The following is a 21,878-nucleotide window of genomic DNA, read 5'->3' on the forward strand; positions in this document are numbered from 1 at the left end:
CGGGGTTAATTTTTTCTTGCGTCGCGTCACAGTGCTGATGGTATAGTCAAAAACTGCACAACACTTAACACAAAAATCAAAAATATAACCATATCAATACATAAGAGGTTCTTATATCTATGGATCAGACATGTTCTCTGGAGTCATTCCTTAACCATGTGCAAAAGCGCGACCCGAATCAAACCGAGTTCGCGCAAGCCGTTCGTGAGGTAATGACCACGCTGTGGCCTTTCCTTGAGCAAAACCCGCGTTATCGCCAGATGTCATTGCTGGAACGTCTGGTTGAACCGGAGCGCGTGATCCAGTTCCGCGTAGTCTGGCTGGACGATCGCAATCAGGTGCAGGTCAACCGCGCATGGCGCGTGCAGTTTAGCTCTGCCATTGGCCCATACAAAGGCGGTATGCGTTTCCACCCTTCCGTGAACCTGTCGATCCTGAAATTCCTTGGCTTCGAACAGACGTTTAAAAATGCCCTCACCACCCTGCCAATGGGCGGGGGTAAAGGCGGGAGCGATTTCGATCCGAAAGGGAAAAGCGAAGGCGAAATCATGCGTTTCTGCCAGGCGCTGATGACCGAACTGTTCCGCCATTTAGGTCCCGATACCGACGTTCCGGCGGGCGATATCGGTGTGGGTGGCCGTGAAGTCGGCTTTATGGCCGGGATGATGAAAAAACTCTCCAACAACAGCGCCTGCGTCTTTACCGGTAAAGGTCTCTCTTTCGGCGGCAGTCTGATCCGCCCGGAAGCCACCGGCTACGGTCTGGTGTATTTCACCGAAGCGATGCTCAAACGCCATGGTCTGGGCTTTGAAGGCATGCGCGTAGCGGTTTCTGGCTCCGGTAACGTGGCGCAATTCGCCATTGAGAAAGCCATGGAGTTTGGCGCGCGGGTGGTTACCGCCTCCGATTCCAGCGGTACCGTAGTCGACGAAAGCGGATTTACCAAAGAAAAACTGGCGCGCCTGTGCGCAATCAAAGACAGCCGCGACGGTCGTGTAGCAGATTACGCCCGTGAATTTGGCCTGACCTATCTGGAAGGCAAACAGCCGTGGTCGGTTCCGGTCGATATCGCCCTGCCGTGTGCCACGCAGAACGAGCTGGATGTCGATGCAGCACGCGTATTGATCGCCAACGGCGTGAAAGCTGTCGCCGAAGGGGCAAACATGCCGACCACTATCGAGGCCACCGATCTGTTCCTCGAGGCAGGTGTACTGTTCGCACCGGGTAAAGCCGCCAACGCCGGTGGTGTAGCGACATCCGGTCTGGAAATGGCGCAAAACGCAGCTCGTCTGGGCTGGAAAGCGGAGAAAGTGGATGCGCGCCTGCACCACATCATGCTGGATATTCACCATGCCTGCGTTGAATACGGCGGCGAAAGCAAGCAGACCAACTACGTACGTGGCGCCAACATCGCAGGCTTCGTAAAGGTTGCCGACGCGATGTTGGGTCAGGGTGTGATTTAATATTGTCTCTGCAGGCCCGTAGGCCGGATAAGGCACGGGTGCCGCATCCGGCTATGCCTGATGCGCTATGCTTATCAGGCCTACAAACTTACAGACCCGCCTCTTCAGATGGCGGGCTTTTTTTCGCCGGACGTTTACGCGGCGCACCCTTTTTCTTATCGCCACCACTGCCGCCAGGTGCAGCAATTCCACGAAAGCGTCGTACCGGTGTGCTGCGCGCCTGATCGATAAGCTGATACAGCGTCCCCACCAGCGGCTGCATGAAATCCTGATAGCGACATTGCTTTTCGCTGATTTGGGTCAGTATAGATTCCCAGTGCGCGGTCATGTCCGGGCGCGTCGCCATTTCTGGCAACGAGTGGAACAGCGCTTTTCCTGCGTCGGTCGAATGAATATACCGCCCTTTTTTCACCAGGAACCCGCGCTTAAACAGCAGTTCGATAATACCGGCGCGCGTCGCTTCCGTACCTAAACCATCCGTTGCGCGCAGGATCTTTTTCAGATCTTTATCCTGCACGAATCGCGCAATCCCGGTCATCGCTGACAGCAGCGTGGCATCGGTAAAGTGACGTGGTGGTTGAGTCTGACGTTCAACCACTTCGCCTTTTTCGCACAGCAGTTCGTCATCTTTTGCCACCACCGGCAGCGGCGTCCCGTCATTATCTTCGTCGCGCTCTTTATTGCCAAGCAGCGTGCGCCATCCGGCTTCCGCCAGAAAACGCGCTTTAGCGACAAACTTGCCTTTGGCAATATCCAGCTCAATAACGCACTTCCTGAATACCGCATCTGCGCAAAATTGCATCAGATACTGACGGGCAATCAGGTTGTAAATTTTCGCTTCGTTGTCATTCAGATTGATGGACGAACTGCGCGCGGTAGGAATGATGGCGTGGTGCGCATCCACTTTTTTGTCGTCCCAACAGCGATTTCGCGTATCGGGATTGACCGCCGGTTGCGGGAGCAGATCCGGTGCATGGACGCTAATCGCGTTCAGTACCGCATGACGTCCGGCAAAATGCTCTTCCGGCAGATAACGGCTATCCGAACGCGGATAGGTAATCAACTTATGGGTTTCATACAACTTCTGGCAGATATCCAGAACGTTTTGCGCACTTAAACCGAAGCGCTTCGCCGCTTCAATCTGCAACGCCGACAGCGAGAACGGTAACGGCGCGGATTCTGATTCCCGTTTATCGTTATAGCTGGTGACTATCGCCGGTTGACCGTTAATTCGGTTCACCACGTGTTCAGCCAGCGTGCGATTCAGCAAGCGCCCTTCTTCATCCTGATACGGCTCACACGCTTCGCTCGGCTGCCAGATAGCGGTAAACCGCTCATCGGCGGGCGTTACGATATGCGCTTTCACTTCGAAGAAGTCTTTGGCGACGAAGTTCTCAATCTCTTCATCACGACGCACAACCAGCCCGAGCACCGGCGTTTGTACGCGCCCGACCGAAAGTACGCCCTGATAGCCCGCGTTACGTCCGAGAATGGTGTAAGCGCGCGTCATATTGATACCGTACAACCAGTCCGCACGCGCTCGCGCCAGTGCCGACACGCACAGCGGAATAAACTCACTGTTGGCGCGCAGCCGCTCAATAGCCCGCTCAACGGCCTGCGGGTTGAGGTCGTTAATCAGGCAACGCTGCACCTTCTGGCGCTTTTCAGGCGCCAGTTGCAGGTAATCCAGCACTTCATCCACCAGCAGTTGCCCTTCACGATCGGGGTCACCGGCGTGAATAACTTCGCTGGCCTCATGCAAAAAGCGCTTAATGACGTTGAGCTGTTTGGTCACCGAGGGGCGCGGTTGCAGTTGCCACTTTTCCGGGACAATCGGCAGATCGACCAGACTCCAGCGAGCATAACGACTGTCGTAGGCATCCGGCTGCGCCTGTTCAAGCAGGTGACCAATACACCAGGTCACCACTTGTCCATTTCCGCATTCGATAAAACCATCGCCTTTGCGATGCGGCTTTGGCAGCACATCGGCGATAGCACGCGCCAGACTTGGTTTTTCGGCAATAAACAACCGCATCGAGTTAACGAATCTCAACCATGGCGCGACCGCCACGAGCTTCCACTAACTCACCAATGGCGGTGAGATCGATACCGAACTGCGCCGCTGCCGTTTTCACTTCGGCTTCAGCTTCCGGCGTTACCGCCAGCAGTAGGCCACCGGAAGTTTGCGGATCACACAACAGATCGCGTACCGATTGCGGCATTTCACCCATCAGGTGTCCGTAGCTGGCAAAGTTACGTTGGGTACCGCCGGGTACCGCCCCCTGCGCGATGTATTCTTCAACGCCAGGCAGCTTAGGAATATCCTGGTAGATAATTTGCGCCTGAACGCCTGCGCCCTGACACATTTCACTCAGATGCCCCAGCAGACCAAAACCGGTAACGTCGGTCATGGCTTTCACGCCGTCGATATCGGCGAATGCCGCACCGGCAATGTTCATCCGACACATCACTTCTGTCGCCAGTCCTTTGTGTTCTTCCTTCAGTAGTGATTTTTTCTCTGCTGTCGTCAGAACGCCAATCCCCAGAGGCTTGGTCAGGAATAACTTACACCCTGCCTCTGCGGTGCTGTTTTTCTTCACGCGTTCGGTCGGCACAACGCCAGTTACCGCAAGGCCAAAGATAGGCTCTGGGGCATCGATAGAGTGGCCGCCCGCCAGCGCAATACCCGCCTGACGGCAGGCAAAACGTCCGCCTTCGGTGACTTCGCGGGCGATTTCCGGTGCCAGCTTATCCAGCGGCCAGCCCAGAATAGCAATTGCCATAATCGGTTTGCCGCCCATGGCGAAAATATCGCTGATGGCGTTAGTGGCGGCGATGCGGCCAAAATCAAACGGATTATCGACAATCGGCATAAAGAAATCGGTGGTGCTGATAACACTGGTGCCGTTTCCCAAATCGTATACGGCCGCGTCGTCGCGAGTTTCATTACCCACCAGTAAGTTCGGATCAACAAACTTCGCCTGCTCGCTGTGCAGGATGGTTTCCAGCACTTTTGGGGAAATTTTACAACCGCAACCGGCTCCGTGGCTGTATTGCGTTAAACGAATAGCTTGCTCGCTCATGGACATCTCCTGTCATTGCAATCCGGATATGGTAGCGCTCATTCCATGATGTGGTAAGAGTGACTGTCTGAATTCGAGTGTCTTTGCTCAGAATCCAGACAGTTTTGCCGTTGATATCAGAAATAACGGACGAATGCGCTCGGATCGGCAAGGTTGATCGTCGTGGATGCTTTTAGCTGCGGTGTACCCAGATAGAGGAAACCGACGATTTTATCTTGCGGGCGACAGTCGAATGCTTCACGAACGACCGCACTTTCGGTTAATGCACCACTGCGCCAGATACCGCCAAAGCCCTGGGCAATTGCGGCCATCTGCATAGCCATCACCGCACAACCGGCAGACATTTCTTGTTCCCACAGAGGAACCTTGTCGTGTTCTTCACATTTCGCCACCACGGTAATAATCAGCGGCGCGCGAAACGGTGCGTTGCGCGCTTTTTCCTGAGCTTTCTCATCGCTACCTGCGGCAATCGCGCCTTTCTCAAGTACGGTGCTAAAGCGTTCACGCCCTTCACCCTCAATGACATAGAATTGCCACGGTTGCAGCGTTTTGTGGTCCGGTGCGCGCATTCCCGCCCGCAGAATGTTTTGCAGTTGCTCTCCAGCCGGGGCCGGGTCGACAAGACGAGAAGCGCTACGACGGGTGATAAGTAATTCGAGTGCATCCATTTGCTTAACTCCAACAATGAGATTTGTTCACAAAATTAACACGTGAGCGGATTTTGTTACAGCACAGGCGGTGATTCCTGCTGACAAGTGCCTGTCTGGTCATTACGATAGCCTCATCTTATCGCCTTTCTCCGGGATTTCGGGATGGCGTGTTGTTAATCGGTAGGGAGAATACATGCGAACCCTGTGGCGATTTATTGCCGGATTTTTTAAATGGACGTGGCGATTACTTAATTTCGTCCGTGAATTTGTGCTTAACCTGTTCTTCATCTTCTTGGTGCTGGTGGGCGTGGGTATATGGATGCAGGTCAGCAGCAGCAATACCAGTGAACACGCTGAGCGAGGCGCACTGCTGCTGGATATCTCGGGGGTGATTGTCGATAAGCCGTCGAGCACCAGTCGCTTAAGCGTTATTGGTCGTCAGCTGTTTGGTGCCAGTTCCGATCGCCTGCAGGAAAACTCCCTGTTCGATATCGTGAATACTATTCGCCAGGCAAAAGATGATCGCAACATCACCGGCATTGTGATGGATCTGAAAAATTTTGCCGGGGCCGACCAGCCTTCCATGCAGTATATCGGTAAAGCGCTGCGGGAATTCCGCGACAGCGGCAAACCGGTCTTTGCCGTAGGCGATAACTTCAGCCAGGGGCAGTACTACCTCGCCAGTTTCGCCAATAAAATTTATCTTTCTCCACAGGGTTCCGTTGATCTGCACGGCTTTGCCACCAACGGTTTGTACTACAAGTCCCTGCTCGACAAGCTGAAAGTTTCCACGCACGTGTTCCGTGTCGGGACTTATAAGTCTGCCGTAGAACCGTTTATCCGTGATGATATGTCTCCTGCCGCGCGTGAAGCCGACAGCCGCTGGATCGGCGAGCTGTGGCAGAACTATCTCGATACGGTTGCTGCCAATCGCCAGATCCCTGCTCAGCAGGTGTTCCCGGGCGCACAGGCCATGCTGGACGGTTTGACAAAAGTCGATGGTGATACCGCGAAATATGCGCTCGACAACAAACTGGTGGATGCACTGGCCTCCAGCGCCGAAGTCGAAAAAATGCTGACCAAACAGTTTGGCTGGAGCAAAGCGGATAAAAATTATCGCGCTGTCAGCTATTACGATTACTCACTGAAAACGCCAGCGGATACTGGAGACAGCATTGGCGTTATCTTCGCCAATGGCGCGATTATGGACGGTGAAGAAACCCCTGGGAATGTGGGCGGTGACACGACTGCCGCGCAGATCCGCGAAGCCCGTCTTGATCCGAAAGTGAAAGCAATTGTTCTGCGCGTGAACAGCCCTGGCGGCAGCGTCAGTGCCTCCGAAGTCATTCGTGCTGAGCTGGCTGCGGCAAAAACGGCGGGTAAACCGGTTGTGGTGTCCATGGGCGGCATGGCGGCATCCGGTGGGTACTGGATCTCCACCCCAGCAAGCTACATTGTGGCGAACCCCTGCACGCTGACCGGTTCAATCGGCATCTTTGGCGTGATCAACACCGTGGAAAACAGTCTGGATTCCATTGGCGTACACACCGACGGCGTGGCGACATCCCCACTGGCGGATATCTCCATCACCAAAGCGTTACCACCAGAAGTGCAGCAAATGATGCAACTGAGCATCGAGAACGGCTATAAGCGCTTTATCACACTGGTCGCAGATGCGCGTAAGACAACGCCTGAGCAGATTGACAAAATCGCGCAGGGCCACGTCTGGACCGGCCAGGATGCGAAAGCCAACGGTCTGGTAGACAGTCTGGGTGATTTTGATGACGCCGTGGCGAAAGCGGCTGAGCTGGCCAAACTGAAACAATGGCACATTGAGTATTATCAGGACGAACCGACATTCGTTGATATGGTGATGGACAGCATGTCAGGCTCCGTTCGTGCCATGCTGCCTGACGTCATTCAGGCTATGCTCCCACCACCGCTGGCCTCTGCGGCCAGTGCAGTAAAAGCCGAAAGCGATAAGCTGGCCGCATTCAACGATCCGCAAAACCGCTATGCGTTTTGCCTGACCTGCGCCAACGTTCGCTAACTATTGACCCCTCTTCGGGATGAAGAGGGGTTTTCTTTGAGACAGAAGAAAAGTCATGCAGAAAAAATCAATTTACGTTGCCTATACCGGCGGTACCATTGGTATGCAGCGCTCAGAACAGGGTTATATTCCCGTTTCCGGTCATCTGCAGCGCCAGCTGGCATTGATGCCTGAATTCCACCGTCCGGAGATGCCAGACTTCACCATCCACGAATACGCCCCGCTGATGGATTCCTCCGATATGACGCCGGAAGACTGGCAGCATATTGCGGAAGACATTAAAGCGCACTACGACGATTACGATGGTTTTGTCATTCTGCACGGCACTGACACCATGGCGTTTACGGCTTCGGCGCTCTCTTTTATGCTGGAGAATCTGGGCAAGCCGGTCATTGTGACAGGGTCACAAATCCCATTGGCAGAGCTACGTTCTGACGGACAAATCAATTTGCTGAATGCGCTGTACGTTGCAGCAAATTACCCGATCAATGAAGTTACCCTGTTTTTCAACAATCGATTGTTTCGCGGCAATCGGACCACTAAAGCGCATGCTGATGGTTTTGACGCGTTTGCCTCACCCAACCTTGCACCACTGCTGGAAGCCGGGATCCACATTCGTCGGCTGGGAACTCCGCCCGCACCTCACGGTACAGGTGAGTTGATTGTGCATCCTATCACTCCGCAACCGATTGGCGTGGTCACCATTTATCCAGGGATCTCCGCTGATGTAGTACGCAACTTCCTGCGCCAACCTGTAAAAGCATTAATTTTGCGCTCCTACGGCGTGGGGAATGCGCCGCAGAATAAAGAGTTCCTGAAAGAACTTGAAGATGCGAGTTCGCGTGGCATTGTGGTGGTGAACCTTACGCAGTGTATGTCCGGCAAGGTGAACATGGGGGGCTACGCGACAGGCAATGCGCTGGCGCATGCTGGCGTGATTGGCGGCGCGGATATGACCGTCGAAGCCACACTCACCAAACTGCACTATTTGCTGAGTCAGGGACTGGATACGCAGACGATCCGTGAAGCGATGACGCAAAATCTGCGTGGTGAGCTCACGCCTGACGATTAAAGGAGTCTATGCCCATGGCCCGAGCCTTACTGTTGGTCGATTTACAAAATGACTTTTGTGCCGGTGGTGCCCTCGCGGTCCCACAAGGTGACAGCACAATCGATATTGCCAACCGTCTGATTGACTGGTGTGCCTTACGCGGCGACATGGTCGTTGCCAGTCTGGACTGGCACCCGGCTAATCACGGTAGTTTTGCCAGCCAGCATCAGGTCGAGCCCTACAGCCAGGGACAACTCGATGGCCTGGCGCAGACGTTCTGGCCCGATCATTGCGTACAAAACAGCGCAGGTGCAGCCCTGCATCCGCTGCTGAACCAGCGTGCGATAACTCAAACGTTCACTAAAGGTGAGAACCCGCTGGTCGACAGCTATAGTGCGTTTTTTGATAACGGTCGTCGTCAGGCTACCGCGCTCAATGCTTGGCTACTCGAGCGCCGCATTGCCGAGCTCATCATCATGGGTCTGGCAACCGACTATTGCGTTAAATTCACCGTACTGGATGCGCTCGATCTAGGCTACACCGTCAGCGTTATTACCGACGGCTGCCGTGGGGTTAATATTCAACCCCAGGACAGTGCAAACGCCTTTATAGAAATGTCGGCGGCGGGCGCAACGCTGTATACGTTGGATGACTGGCTGGAAACCCAACCGTAAGCGATGCCGACAGGGTCACTCCTGTCGGCGCGTTATCTCAGGCCAGCGCTGAAATCTCTTCCAGCGATACTTTGCGTGTTTCGATGCCAAAACAAAAAAGAATCAGCGCGCATAGAACCAACATTACTCCTAACACGATAAAGACCGTAATGGATCCATAGCGGGTCAACAAAATAGCGACGCCATAGGGCGTAAACACAGCGACAATCCTTCCCACCGCATTCACAAAACCTGATCCTCTCAATCTAAGGTGCGTGGGCCATAGTTCTGGGACATAAACTGCAGAGGCAAAGCAGACATACATATACAGAAAAAAAATCATCACCAGCCCGTAGCTCAGAATGGCCCACTCTTCAGTTTGAAGTGAATAGAAATACCCGAGCAATGCGATAATAATCAACAAGAATGAGCCAAACAATCGCCGTGGAAAGCGATCGATAATTAACGCGGCAATAAATATCCCAACTGGCGCGCCAATCATAATTATCGCGGTCATAAATATGGATTTCGTTACATCGATTCCCGAATTAACAAATATAGTCGGGATCCATACCGTAATGGTGTAGAGCGAAATATTCATTGCGATAAGCACCGTGATCGCCACCAGTGTACAGCGCAACATTGGCCCCTTAAACAATAGCCAAAATGAACCACTTGCCGTGCTTAAATCCGCCGACGGGCATTCGTTCCGGCAGGATGGTAAAGTGATGTTTTTTTCTAGCTCAATTTGCGATTCAACCTGCATAAGATGTTTTTCAGCTTCGCTTCTCTTCCCTTTACCAGCCAGCCAACGTGGGGATTCAATATAGTATTTTCCCGACAGATACCAGGCCAACAGCATTGCCATGCCACCGAGCAGAAACATCACCCGCCAGCTTAAAAGTGCAATGATCACGACGCCAATTGCCGCAGATAGCATTGGTGCCCAGTTGCCGACAAATGACAGACGGGCAGACCATTTCCCACGTACCGCGGGTGGAATGAATTCTGTAAATGAGGCATAGCCCACCATAATTAGCGCCCCCATTCCAATCCCCATCAGACAGCGGAAGAAGATAAGCCAGTACATGTTGGGCACAAACGTTGCAGCGCAGGCTGAGGCCCCGACGATTAACAAATTAATGCGGAACGCTTTGCGTCGACCGAGATAATCACCAATAAAGCCACCAGCTAGTGAACCGATAAAGTAGCCGAACATCAGCGCTGAGGTAAACGCGGCATTTAGATAATTGTTTGACCAGCCAGTGTTGACTAATTTTGCTAATACCACATTCCCGGAATAGCTGAGAAAACCGGTTATTAACAAACTAAAACTAATAATACCGAAAATACGAAAATGAAATCGAGATAAAGGTAAGCGATCTAATCTTGCGCCGATAGGGTCACATTGTTCCATCTGGATGCCTCAAATTCAGCTAAATAGAAAGTATGGCGATCGCGGCAGAAGCAATTTTGCCGCGCCATCCATCATCATTAGATTCTTATGGCATTTCCCTGGTGCAAACTAAAATAATATCGACACAACCCTCGCTATAGTTAATAAACGAGTTGAATATTATTCTCTTTGCAAAATGCAATCCACTCTGCACCCGGTGCCTTATTGGTTATTAGGTAATTAATATGGCTAAAGTCCACGAGCTGAACGAAAGCTTTACGATCAAACTTTGAGTGATCAACTAACAGGGCCACCTCAGTCGCCTGGCGGATCATGGTTTTTTTGATTTCCGCTTCTGCTTCATTAGAATCAAGCGCCCCACTCTGCATATCCAAACCTTTGCAGCTCATCACCATGATATCAACATGATAGCGGCTGATAATCTCCTTGGTGATTCTTCCCTGCAGCGACAGCGTATTCTTATTCAGCTCACCGCCAGTAGAAACCACGTTAATTTCTGACTGCGCCAGCTCATGAAATGCTTCAGCCGAATTGGTAAGCAACGTCAGATCGTTTCTTTCCTTCAACAGCTTTAATAATTCCATCGCGGTACTGCTGGAGTCGGCAGCCATTGTGGTCTTATTTTTAATAAACGGTAATGCATTACGTGCAATGATCTGCTTTTCTTCGAAGAAAGATTTTGCACGCTTATAAAAATGAATATTGTCGGACAACGCGGTGGTATTGAGCACTGCACCACCATATGTTCGGGTCAAAAAACCTTCATCTTCCAGTTTTTCAAGATCGCGGCGAATCGTTTCCTCAGTCACCTGAAAGATTGAACTTAAATTAGATACCACCACTTTCTTATCGTTAGCCACCATTTGCTTAATGGCCTGAATCCTGTCTTTTGCCGCCACGATGATACCTCTGTTTCCTGCAAAGTAATAATAAGACCCTAGTATCTCACAGGCTATATTTATTTTCAAAAGAACATGTCTGAATCACAGATTTTAATACTCTTTTACACAGAAACAGAGGTCAATCCTATCTGAATTAATTTATATCCAACGCTTCCGCCATTCGCCTCATCAATAATGAATCATCATCTGTCAGGGGAATGGTTAACGCCTCGACATTCTCGCGAACCTGTTCAGGTGCGGTTGCGCCACTCAGTAAGGTGATCAAATCGCTTTGCTTTAAAATCCACGCCAGAGCTAGTGCGGGGATTGTGCAGCGGTATTTTTCACACAGCGGCTGCCACTGCCCTAGCATATCAATCACCCGCAGCATATTTTCCCGCTGAAACCAGACCTTGTTAGCCCGCGCGCCGCCAGGAACATAATCTCGGGCGATAGTACCGGTCAACAACCCCTGCTCAAGCGGTGAATAGACCTGCACGATGATGCCATTCTGCTGGCATAGCGGCAGCAGTTCAGCTTCCAGCGCCCGGTCAAGAATGCTGTACTTAGCCTGGATAATATCCAGCTCACCGTGTTTGAGATACTCCCTGATATGCCCGGCATTGACGTTCGCCGCACCAATCGAACGGATTTTCCCCTCTTTTTTCAGTGCGTTCAGCGTGTCTACGGTTTCCGCAATCGGCGTAAAACAGGGTTCGACCGACTGCCAGTGGGTCATATAGATATCAATACTGTCGATACCCAATCTTTGCAGGCTGGCATCAACCTCTTCGCGAATAGACTCAGGCGTAAGGTTTTTATACAGCTGGCGATCGCCCACTTTGTTAAACAGGCTGCCTGTTCGCTCCCAGACGATGCCGCATTTGGTTTCAACCACTACCTCGCTGCGCGGCAGCTTTTTCAGCGCCTGACCGACAATCACTTCACTGTTGCCAAAGTTGTAGCCTGGCGCGGTATCAATCAGATTGATACCGCAGCGATACGCCTCAACAATGGTATCGATACAAATCTGCAGATCGAGATCGCCATTCCATGCCGGACCACCGCCAATAGCCCATGTGCCTAATCCCATGCGGGAAAGCGTAATATCCGTACTTCCTAAAGGAATCATTTTCATCTGCCGCTATTACCCTTCGTATTCGTCAAGAAGTTGTTCAACCAGCTTTCTGTTCTTCACACCCGTCGTGGCACCCACGCTCAGTACCGATATTGCCGCCGTTGCATTAGCAAACAGCGCGCAGTCACGAAGCGGTTTGCCTTCTAGCAGCGCGGAGATAAATCCTGAAGCAAAGTTATCCCCCGCGCCGATGGTGTCGATGGCGGTAATTCCTGACACCGCCGGGACCTCCATTTTCATGTCAACACGCTTGATAAAACAGCCTCTCTTGCCGGTCTTAATCACGACGGTTTTCACGCCACAGTTCAGAAAACTGTCGGCAATCTCATCCAGCGTCTCTTTCCCAGTGAGCAGTTTTGCCTCTTCAAAATTGGGAAACAGATAATCCACGTAGCTCAGCGCTTCACGGATATCGTCCAGCGTTTCATTCAGTCGCGGTTTAATCATATCCGCGCAGATAATGAGCTTATGCGCTTTCGCCTGCGTGAAAATTGCCGTCAGTGCATCGCCATCCAACAACGGGCTATTAAAAATACTCGCCAGCGACAGCAGCTTTGCTTGAGAGAAACGGTCAAAATCAACATCGTTTATATTCAGTTTCCATAAGCTGCCGTTACGGTTAGTCACAAAGGTGCGTTCACCATCAGCGGTGACTAAACCCACGTTAATGGAAGTATCAATATCAGCATCCTGCTTCAGGCTTTTAATATCAATATTCTCCTGACGGCAGTGGTCGACAATAAAATGCCCCGCAGCATCGTCACCTACCCGGCCAATTAACGCCGTGCGATGGCCGAGGCGAGAAATAATCGTCGCCTCATTAATAGCGTCACCTCCCGTGGTCATAGCTATTCGTTCTAATGGATAAGATTCAACATCAAAGATATTTTTACTCACTGGTTGCAAGGGAATATCAACAATTGCCGCCCCTATACAAATAACCTCGATATTATCCATATTGTCATTCCGCTTTACCGTCTGAACCAAACAATTTGATTTTCTCCAGCGCGCGCTCTTTTACGGCTTTACGTACTTCACGTTCAACGTGCAGGAACGGCTGGTCCTGGTTCTCCTGCACCGCCACCATTGCGGCCTGGCACAGTTCGGTGTGAATATTGATTTTCGAAATGCCTAATGAAATGGCTTTTTTGATATCCGCGTCGCTAATGCCGGACGCGCCGTGCAGCACCAGCGGAACGGATACCGCCTGACGCACTCGTTTAACCACGTCAAAGTTCAGTTTCGGTTCGGAGGTGTAGACGCCGTGCTGGTTACCAATCGCTACCGCCAGCGAGTCACAGCCGGTACGCTCGACAAACTCAGCCGCCTGGCTTGGGTCAGTGTAGTGATAACCCGCCAGCGCCTCTTCGTAGACCGTTTCATTACCCACATGGCCCAGCTCTGCTTCGATGGGAATACCCAGCGGGTGGAAGAAATCGACCGCCTCTTTGGTCAGGCGAATATTCTCCTCGAAATCAAAAGCGGAAGCATCACGCATCAGTGAATTCATGCCGTGGGCCCATGCGTTATGGATTATCTCCATGCTGCGTCCGTGATCCCAGTGGGTAATAACCGGCACCGAGGCTTTTTTCGCCATAGAAACCATCATATGCGAAAAATCTTCAAACGAGGTATTACCCACAAAGCCGGTACCGAAGGAGATAATTACCGGCGATTTAGATTCTTCCGCCGCATCAATCACTCCCATTAACATTTCCGCATTCCACACGTTAAAGTGGGCAATTGCATAATGTTTATTTTGAGCATCATTTTCCCAATATTTAATATCTGCCAGCATGGTTATTTCTCCCTTTTCAATAGATTAATAATTTACTTTAATAACGCCTTTGATAATTTCACATTTGTTATTAACGGATTCATCAAACGCGCGCTGAACATCTTCATAATCGTAAATATGCGTCACCATCGACTTCACATCAAAACGCCCTGAGGAGATGGCTTCAATCGTGACCGGGTAGCGGTTGGCATAACGGAAAACGGTCTGAATAGACACTTCACGGTTAATTTTGAGGAAATTAATCGCTGAATCACCAGGTACAGTACCTACGATCATGATTTTTCCGCCGCGCATTACCAGATATGGAGCCTGCTTAACAGTGATCGCTGAACCTGCGGTTTCAAAAACAATATCGGCCCCCATATCTCCGGAGAACTGCTGGCAGCGGACAACGGTGTCCTCTTTCGCCCCGTTGATCACGGTCGTCGCGCCAAGTTGCTCGGCCATGGTCAGACGCTTTTCCAGGACATCAACCACCGCAATGTCGGTAGCACCCAAACATTTACAGGCTTGCAGGGTCATTAAACCAATACAGCCCGCCCCCAGAATGACGATTTTCTTGCCCGGTTTAACGTCCGCCAGCATTGCGGCATGCATCCCTACCGCCGCGGGCTCTACCAGCGCGCCTTCCATGGTGTCCATATTATCGGGCAACTTGTAAGTGAAGCTCTCCGGATGGCACAGATAGTGGGTTAGCGCGCCGCGATAATTAGGCTGCGTGGCCATAAAGTCAACATCAGGGCAGATGTTGTATTTCCCTTCCAGGCAGTAGCGGCAGTGACCGCACGGCACGCCCGGTTCGATATTCACCCGGTCGCCGGGTTTAAATTTAGTCACACGGTTCCCTACTGCCACCACCGTACCGGCGCATTCATGCCCCAGACCAATTTCCTGATTGGGATCTTTCGGCGGAATAAAAGGACCCGATTCAAAACCATGAACATCTGACCCACAAATTCCAACGTATTCCACTTTAATCAGCACTTCATGCTCTTTTGGCACCGGGATATCGGCGGCAATAATTTTCATCGTGCCCGGCGTTTTTAATATCGCTTTTGAATTTTTCATTTTATTTCCCATCAATATTATTTGCTGGTAACTGCATCAATACCGAGACTTTCGACAGAGACGCCTTTGGTTTCAATTCCGATGGTAGCAATGGCGACAGCGACAATAATGGAGACCGCACCCAGCAGTACAAATACACCCGTCACTCCATAACCGTTAAGCAATACCGCGACCGCATAAGGCGCAGCGATACCACTGATACGCCCTACCGCATTCGCCAGACCAGAACCGCGGAGTTTCGCTTCGGTTGGCCATATTTCCGGAACATAGACTGCCGAGGCATAGCAAACGTACATATAGACAAAAGTAATCAGGAAGAAACCAATTAGCGTAATCAGCAGCATGCTGGTTTGCAGTGAATAGATATATCCCAGCACGGCAATTAGCACTAATAACCCTACACCCATGGTCTTTCTCGGAATTTTATCCATTACCAGCATGGCGATAAAAATCCCAAACGGCGCGCCGAACATACTCATGGTATTTAAGACAATGGAGTCTTTCAGATTAATGCCCTGCGTCATAAATATTGTCGGTAGCCAATTAATTAAGGTGTACTGGACGACGTTCATGGCAATCAGAACAAAGGAACCCAAAATAACCCGCTTCAGTAACACCCCTGTTAATAATGCGGAGTACGGAACAGAACACGGTTGTTTGCCATCATCATCTATTACGACTGGTGGCAGCGGCTTACCGGTCTGTCGAATGACACCTTCCTCAATTGCCCGCATCACCTTTTCGGCTTCCTGGTAGCGCCCGCGAGACTCCAGCCAGTGAGGCGACTCAGGGAAACTGCGCCAGGCAATAACCGTTGCTATGAGCGACAGCACCGCAGGAATCAACAACTGTACACGCCAGTTCCATTCCGCGCTGATAAGTGGCGTCAGCCCCATCGCAATCAGCGAACAGAGTGGATAAGACCAGTTGCCGATAAACGAGACCCGACTCGACCATGTACCACGATTTCTGCCAGGCATATATTCGGTAAACCCGGCAAATAAGGTCACTAACAGCGCGCCTAATCCAACTCCCATTACAAAACGGCAGGCGATCAGAAAGGTCATATTGGGTGAAAACGCACCCACGATCATAGAAATAATATGAATCGCTTCATATAGAATAAATGCGTTTTTACGCCCGATTTTATCGCCAATAATTCCCCCACCGAGCGCGCCGAGAAACATTCCAGCCGTCGTAATGGCAGAGAACGTGGCGGTGGTGGAATTATCAGTCCAGCCAAGTTCTTTTAACTGCGCGAGAATTAATCCGCCGACGGCATTACTCCAGCAAACCAGTAATCCGAAGGCAACCATCGCAAACATTGACGTATGCCAGCGACAGTCAGGTAGCCTGTCCAGTCTGGCGCCGCAGTGCGGTTTTGCTATTTGTTCCATGCGATAACGTCCTTTTAATAAACATGTTATTCATCAAAGTCGTAAGTCATGATGACTTTAATCGCGGTTTTATTGACCATGGCGTCAAATCCTTCGCGCCATTGCGACAGGCCGATACGGTGAGTGATCATCGGTTTGACCTTGATCGCTCCGCTGGCCAGCAGGCGTATGGCGTTGCGCCAAGATGTAGAATCGTAGGCCATATGACCAATGATGCTTTTGTTCCACGCGGTGATGTCGTTGATGGAGAAATCGAGAGGTTTAAAGCCCATGCCGACGCGAACGACTTCACCATTCGGGCGCAGCATTTCGATCGATTGTTTCAGAGCGATATTGGCACCAGAGCATTCAATGACTAGCCCCAGATTGTCTTTACCGCAGATTTCCTGGCAGCGTGCAACCACATCTTCGGTCGAACCGTTAACGACAGCTGTCGCCCCCAGCTCTTTGGCGATCGGGAAGCGTACGGCAACGTCCTCTTCCAGCCCGACCATTACGATATTTACGGCCCCCATGATGCGCGCCATTTGCACGGAAAAGAGCCCTAATGGGCCGGTGCCGAAAACCACGACGTCCTGGCCGGGAAGGAATTTGGATTGCTGAGCAATAGATTTGTAGGCGTTACAGATAGGATCCAGCACCGCCGCTTCTTCATAATCAACGCCTTGTGGGATTTCCCACAGCGCATGGCGGTGAATTTTGAGGATTTCCCCCGGCACCAGGCAATATTTAGAGAACCCTCCGCCCCATGTGTTATTGTCGAGACCTAAGTTCACTTTTTCTGTACAACACAGAAAATCGCCTTGTTCGCAGGCCGGGCAAACACCGCAGACATGTCCACTATTGTCAGAAACCACCCGCTGACCGACTTTCCAGTCCTTAACTTTGTCGCCAACGCGGACAATTTTACCGGCGAACTCATGGCCGCGGATGGAGTTAAATTGATCAGAACCGCTATCAACATTGTAGTGTTTCATGTCCGCGCCGCAGATAGCCGCCGCTTTGATTTCAATCACGATGTCATCCGGGCCACAAACCGGTTCCGGTACATCAATCATCTTATAGCCGCCAAAGGCCTTGCCAAATCTTGCCAGTGCTTTCATTGAATTTTCCTTTGTGTTCAGTTTTGCATCAGTGACAATCATACTTATCCATATAATTTTTGAGGTCAACATCAAATCTTTAAAACACAGATTATTATCTGCATTTCACAACCAAGATCACAAATAAATGCAAAGATGAATTGAAAACCAAGTGAACCTGGCAGCCGCTTCGCTAAAATGGCGTGAACCCCTTCGCATTTTTCCTGTTATGAAACTGTTAACCTGCGGATGCTGTTTTTTTCGCCACGCCATTTCCGTGGCGTGTTTACTTGTTTAAATGTCAAAGAGGAACACCGATGAAACTATTGCCTTTGTTGGCAGCATTACCCCTGCTCTGCGCCAGCGTTGTTTCCGCCAATACACTGATGTCAGTTGGCTACTTTAATGGCGGTGGCGACGTCACTGCCGGTCCTGGCGGCGACATCAATAAACTGGATGTTCGCCAGATAACCCATCTCAACTATTCGTTTGGCCTTGTCTACAACAACGAAAAAGACGAGACCAATGACGCCTTAAAAGACGCCAGCAAACTGCATCAAATTTGGCTTTCACAGAAAGTGCAGGATGATTTGCTGAAAATTCCACAGCTGCGTAAACAAAATCCAAACCTGAAAGTGTTACTTTCCGTCGGCGGCTGGGGAGCGCGTGGATTCTCTGGTGCGGCGGCAACGAAGGATACGCGCGCAGTGTTTATTCAGTCTGCGCAAGAGATAATTGCGAAATATGGTCTGGATGGCATCGACCTCGACTGGGAATATCCGGTTAACGGAGCCTGGGGACTGGTCGAAAGCCAACCGGCTGACCGCGCTAACTTTACCGCGCTGCTTGCAGAACTGCGGGCCGCATTGGGGCATAAAAAACTGCTGACCATCGCCGTGGGCGCAAATGCAGAAAGTCCGAAAAGCTGGGTGGATGTAAAAGCCATTGCACCATCGCTCGACTACATCAACCTGATGACCTATGACATGGCTTACGGCACCCAGTATTTTAACTCGAACCTGTATGATTCGACGCAATGGCCGACGGTCGCCGCGGCGGATAAGTACAGCGCCGATTTTGTGGTCAGTAACTATCTTGCTGCCGGTCTGAAACCGAGCCAAATGAATCTGGGCATTGGCTTTTATGGACGCGTACCAAAACGCGCCGTTGAACCAGGCATTGACTGGAGCAAACCTGACGCGCAGAAAAATCCTGTTACCCAGCCCTATTTCGAGCCTGCGCAAATTGAGTTGTTCAAATCACTGGGCGTCGACCTGAGCAAAGATACCTACGTGAAGTACAACGATATCGTGGCGAAGTTGATCAACGATCCGCAAAAACGCTTTAGCCAACATTGGGATGATGAAGCGAAAGTGCCGTGGCTGTCGGTGCAGTCTGCAGATGGAAAAGCACTTTTTGCCCTCTCCTATGAAAATCCGCGTTCGGTGGCGATCAAAGCCGACTACATCAAAAGTAAAGGATTGGGAGGCGCCATGTTCTGGGAATACGGTGCAGATGACCAAAACCAGTTGGCGAAGCAGTTAGCCGATTCGTTAGGCATCAAACACTGATCCCAACGCCTGGCACAATAGGTTATGATTAGCCCATTCTGCTGCGTCAACCTTTGGCGCAGCTCTTCATTTTCTACTGGAGGCATGCGCTTTTATGGCTTTTATCCCTAAAAATTACGCCCGTCTGGAAGTCGGATATCGGGAAAAGGCGCTAAAGCTCTTCCCTTGGGTTTGTGGACGTTGTTCCCGTGAGTTCGTGTATTCAAATTTGCGCGAGCTGACAGTACATCACATCGATCACGATCACTCCAATAACCCGGAAGACGGTAGCAACTGGGAGATGTTATGCCTGTACTGTCACGATCATGAGCATTCGAAATACACTGAGGTGGATCAGTATGGTTCTACCGTAGTGGCAGGGGAAGATGCGCAGAAAGACGTCGGCGAGGCGAAATACAATCCGTTTGCCGACCTGAAGGCGATGATGAACAAGAAATAACAGCAACTGCGGGCCCGACACCGATGTTTGCCGGGCCAGGTTAATCAGGATTTAAACGTCGCAATCGGTTCGGGCGTAATACCAAACTCAACCTTCAACTGCTGCTTGCTCTTCATCACCATCTCACCGTTGGTATCAATCGTCATATGCTGTGCGTCAATATTGTTTCGCGCCTGCCATAACATTACCAGCTGTAAGCTGTTCTCTTTTTGTTCTGCCGTTAGCGCTACGCCATCCGGCCATTTTCCGAGTTCAACGGCAGTCGATAAGCGCTGATAAACTTCCGGCGTCATACTGTTGATCATCTCATCAAGATTCATGTTAAATCCACTCTCCGTAGAATAATTTGCTGAATCGTTTCTTCAACCCTTGGTTTGCTCACCGTTTTCACTATCGGTGAAGTTCAAAGACGCTGAGTTAACGCAGTACCGTTCACCGGTAGGTTTCGGACCATCCGGGAAGACGTGTCCCAGGTGCGCATCACAGTTTCCGCAGCGGATTTCTATGCGCTGCATGCCGTGTGACGTATCTTTTATGTAATGGATAGCCTCATCGCTGACAGGCTCGTAAAAGCTGGGCCAGCCGCAGCCAGAGTCATATTTTGTCTCGGAACGAAATAGCGGTTTATCGCAGATCAGACAGTGGTAGATGCCGTCACGCTTGTTATGCAGCAAACGCCCGGTAAATGGCGGTTCTGTCCCGTGATTCTGCGTCACGTAGAACTGCATTTCGGTTAAATTTTTTTTCAGTTCTTCTGGAGAAGGTTGATTAGCCATTTGCTCACATCTCGCTTTATCTAAACTCACATCGCGAGACAGATTCTAACAAAACATTAACACCGGAGTGCGAACTTTTGTTCTAAACTTGATCCTTGCGAAATGGCAGCCTGCAATTCGTGATCAGAATCACTTTTTTATCTTGATTGCCCTTTAAAATTCGGGCCGCCGACCCCATGTGGTTTCAAGCCCAAAGGAAGAGTGAGGCGAGTCAGTTGCACAAAGCTTAGGCAGCAGATTGATTTGTCGCAATGATTGACACGATTCCGCTTGACGCTGCGTAAGGTTTTTGTAATTTTACAGGCAACCTTTTATTCACTAACAAATAGCTGGTGGAATATATGACTATCAAAGTAGGTATCAACGGTTTTGGCCGTATCGGTCGCATTGTTTTCCGTGCTGCTCAAGAACGCTCTGACATCGAGATCGTTGCAATCAACGACCTGTTAGACGCTGACTACATGGCTTACATGCTGAAATATGACTCCACTCACGGCCGTTTCAACGGTACCGTTGAAGTGAAAGACGGTCATCTGATCGTAAACGGTAAAAAAATCCGTGTTACCGCTGAACGTGATCCGGCTAACCTGAAATGGGACGAAGTTGGTGTTGACGTAGTAGCTGAAGCTACTGGCCTGTTCCTGACAGATGAAACCGCTCGTAAGCACATCACTGCTGGCGCGAAAAAAGTGGTTCTGACTGGTCCGTCCAAAGATAACACTCCGATGTTTGTTAAAGGCGCTAACTTTGACAAATACGAAGGTCAGGACATCGTTTCTAACGCATCCTGCACCACTAACTGCCTGGCTCCGCTGGCTAAAGTTATCAACGACAACTTCGGCATCATCGAAGGTCTGATGACTACTGTTCACGCGACCACCGCTACTCAGAAAACCGTTGATGGCCCGTCTCACAAAGACTGGCGCGGCGGCCGCGGCGCATCCCAGAACATCATCCCGTCCTCTACCGGTGCTGCTAAAGCTGTAGGTAAAGTACTGCCAGAACTGAACGGCAAACTGACTGGTATGGCGTTCCGCGTTCCTACCCCGAACGTATCCGTTGTTGACCTGACCGTTCGTCTGGAAAAAGCTGCTTCTTACGAAGAAATTAAGAAAGCAATCAAAGCTGCTTCCGAAGGCCCGATGAAAGGCGTTCTGGGTTACACCGAAGACGACGTAGTATCTACCGATTTCAACGGTGAAGTTTGCACTTCCGTGTTCGATGCTAAAGCTGGTATCGCACTGAACGACAACTTCGTGAAACTGGTATCCTGGTACGACAACGAAACCGGCTACTCTAACAAAGTTCTGGACCTGATTGCTCACATCTCCAAATAAGTTGAGATGAGTATCTGATCCAAA

General features: G+C 50.8%; 20 protein-coding genes. 7 read left to right on the top strand and 13 right to left on the bottom strand.

The window, feature by feature from the left end; all coding sequences use genetic code 11:
- Positions 1-119: 119 nt before the first annotated feature.
- Positions 120-1,463, top strand: coding sequence for an NADP-specific glutamate dehydrogenase (gdhA, locus tag OGX67_RS17865; protein WP_003832501.1), 1,344 nt, complete (start codon positions 120-122; stop codon positions 1,461-1,463).
- Between the two features lie 88 nt (positions 1,464-1,551).
- On the opposite strand, the gene OGX67_RS17870 is transcribed toward gdhA, so the two are convergent.
- The 3 genes from OGX67_RS17870 to OGX67_RS17880 all read right to left on the bottom strand — a co-directional run bounded on the left by OGX67_RS17870 (position 1,552) and on the right by OGX67_RS17880 (position 5,214).
- Positions 1,552-3,498 carry a DNA topoisomerase III gene (locus OGX67_RS17870; protein WP_032949103.1) on the bottom strand — a complete coding sequence of 649 codons (1,947 nt, stop codon included), beginning with the start codon at positions 3,496-3,498 and terminating at the stop codon, positions 1,552-1,554.
- A 4-nt stretch (positions 3,499-3,502) separates the two neighbouring features.
- The gene (gene selD / locus OGX67_RS17875) at positions 3,503-4,546 is read right to left on the bottom strand and encodes a selenide, water dikinase SelD (RefSeq protein ID WP_003030669.1); all 1,044 of its coding nucleotides are present in this window, start codon (positions 4,544-4,546) and stop codon (positions 3,503-3,505) included.
- A gap of 116 nt (positions 4,547-4,662) precedes the next feature.
- Positions 4,663-5,214: an NAD(P)H nitroreductase gene (locus OGX67_RS17880; protein WP_257651419.1), complete on the bottom strand. Its 552-nt coding sequence runs from the start codon at positions 5,212-5,214 to the stop codon at positions 4,663-4,665.
- Between the two features lie 175 nt (positions 5,215-5,389).
- On the opposite strand from OGX67_RS17880, the gene sppA reads away from it, so the two are divergent.
- The 3 genes from sppA to pncA are packed head-to-tail and all read left to right on the top strand — an operon-like array spanning position 5,390 to position 8,971.
- The gene (gene sppA / locus OGX67_RS17885; RefSeq protein WP_257651418.1) at positions 5,390-7,246 is read left to right on the top strand and encodes a signal peptide peptidase SppA; all 1,857 of its coding nucleotides are present in this window, start codon (positions 5,390-5,392) and stop codon (positions 7,244-7,246) included.
- 55 nt (positions 7,247-7,301) lie between these two features.
- Positions 7,302-8,318, top strand: a complete 1,017-nt coding sequence (gene ansA / locus OGX67_RS17890; RefSeq protein WP_003030673.1) for an asparaginase — start codon at positions 7,302-7,304, stop codon at positions 8,316-8,318.
- 14 nt (positions 8,319-8,332) lie between these two features.
- Positions 8,333-8,971, top strand: coding sequence for a bifunctional nicotinamidase/pyrazinamidase (gene pncA, locus OGX67_RS17895; RefSeq protein WP_032949101.1), 639 nt, complete (start codon positions 8,333-8,335; stop codon positions 8,969-8,971).
- A gap of 37 nt (positions 8,972-9,008) precedes the next feature.
- Here the strand turns inward: pncA and OGX67_RS17900 are convergent, their stop codons facing one another.
- The 8 genes from OGX67_RS17900 to OGX67_RS17935 all read right to left on the bottom strand — a co-directional run bounded on the left by OGX67_RS17900 (position 9,009) and on the right by OGX67_RS17935 (position 17,752).
- Positions 9,009-10,367: an MFS transporter gene (locus OGX67_RS17900; RefSeq protein WP_032949100.1), complete on the bottom strand. Its 1,359-nt coding sequence runs from the start codon at positions 10,365-10,367 to the stop codon at positions 9,009-9,011.
- A gap of 140 nt (positions 10,368-10,507) precedes the next feature.
- Positions 10,508-11,266, bottom strand: a complete 759-nt coding sequence (locus OGX67_RS17905; protein WP_003030679.1) for a DeoR/GlpR family DNA-binding transcription regulator — start codon at positions 11,264-11,266, stop codon at positions 10,508-10,510.
- A 136-nt stretch (positions 11,267-11,402) separates the two neighbouring features.
- The gene (gene ydjG, locus OGX67_RS17910; RefSeq protein ID WP_008320453.1) at positions 11,403-12,386 is read right to left on the bottom strand and encodes an NADH-dependent methylglyoxal reductase; all 984 of its coding nucleotides are present in this window, start codon (positions 12,384-12,386) and stop codon (positions 11,403-11,405) included.
- A 9-nt stretch (positions 12,387-12,395) separates the two neighbouring features.
- A complete protein-coding gene (locus OGX67_RS17915) occupies positions 12,396-13,343 on the bottom strand; it encodes a carbohydrate kinase family protein (RefSeq protein ID WP_003030681.1) in 948 nt (315 codons plus the stop codon).
- A gap of 4 nt (positions 13,344-13,347) precedes the next feature.
- Entirely contained in the window at positions 13,348-14,184 is an 837-nt protein-coding gene (locus OGX67_RS17920) for a ketose-bisphosphate aldolase (RefSeq protein WP_048219048.1), read from the bottom strand.
- 24 nt (positions 14,185-14,208) lie between these two features.
- On the bottom strand, positions 14,209-15,252 hold the full coding sequence (locus OGX67_RS17925) for an NAD(P)-dependent alcohol dehydrogenase (protein WP_003030683.1): 1,044 nt from the start codon (positions 15,250-15,252) through the stop codon (positions 14,209-14,211).
- Positions 15,253-15,269: 17 nt separating this feature from the next.
- Complete coding sequence (locus tag OGX67_RS17930; RefSeq protein WP_257651417.1) at positions 15,270-16,649, bottom strand: MFS transporter; 1,380 nt, start codon at positions 16,647-16,649, stop codon at positions 15,270-15,272.
- Positions 16,650-16,675: 26 nt separating this feature from the next.
- Positions 16,676-17,752, bottom strand: a complete 1,077-nt coding sequence (locus tag OGX67_RS17935; protein ID WP_003030686.1) for a zinc-binding dehydrogenase — start codon at positions 17,750-17,752, stop codon at positions 16,676-16,678.
- A gap of 296 nt (positions 17,753-18,048) precedes the next feature.
- Between OGX67_RS17935 and chiD the strand changes: the two genes are divergently transcribed.
- Both chiD and yajD read left to right on the top strand, forming a co-directional pair.
- Positions 18,049-19,302 (top strand): chitinase ChiD, encoded by a 1,254-nt coding sequence (chiD, locus tag OGX67_RS17940; protein ID WP_257651415.1) that lies wholly within the window; start codon positions 18,049-18,051, stop codon positions 19,300-19,302.
- A gap of 94 nt (positions 19,303-19,396) precedes the next feature.
- On the top strand, positions 19,397-19,741 hold the full coding sequence (yajD, locus tag OGX67_RS17945; RefSeq protein WP_003030690.1) for an HNH nuclease YajD: 345 nt from the start codon (positions 19,397-19,399) through the stop codon (positions 19,739-19,741).
- Positions 19,742-19,785: 44 nt separating this feature from the next.
- Here yajD and OGX67_RS17950 read toward each other — a convergent pair whose 3' ends face one another.
- Together OGX67_RS17950 and msrB are read right to left on the bottom strand one after the other, a co-directional pair.
- On the bottom strand, positions 19,786-20,061 hold the full coding sequence (locus tag OGX67_RS17950) for a YeaC family protein (RefSeq protein ID WP_003030693.1): 276 nt from the start codon (positions 20,059-20,061) through the stop codon (positions 19,786-19,788).
- 42 nt (positions 20,062-20,103) lie between these two features.
- A complete protein-coding gene (gene msrB, locus OGX67_RS17955; protein WP_003030695.1) occupies positions 20,104-20,517 on the bottom strand; it encodes a peptide-methionine (R)-S-oxide reductase MsrB in 414 nt (137 codons plus the stop codon).
- A gap of 341 nt (positions 20,518-20,858) precedes the next feature.
- Here msrB and gapA point away from each other — a divergent pair, with 341 nt between their 5' ends.
- Complete coding sequence (gene gapA / locus OGX67_RS17960) at positions 20,859-21,854, top strand: glyceraldehyde-3-phosphate dehydrogenase (RefSeq protein ID WP_003030697.1); 996 nt, start codon at positions 20,859-20,861, stop codon at positions 21,852-21,854.
- The last annotated feature ends 24 nt before the right edge of the window (positions 21,855-21,878 follow it).

The sequence above is a fragment of the Citrobacter sp. Cf118 genome (assembly GCF_030334095.1).
GTDB lineage: Bacteria > Pseudomonadota > Gammaproteobacteria > Enterobacterales > Enterobacteriaceae > Citrobacter > Citrobacter freundii.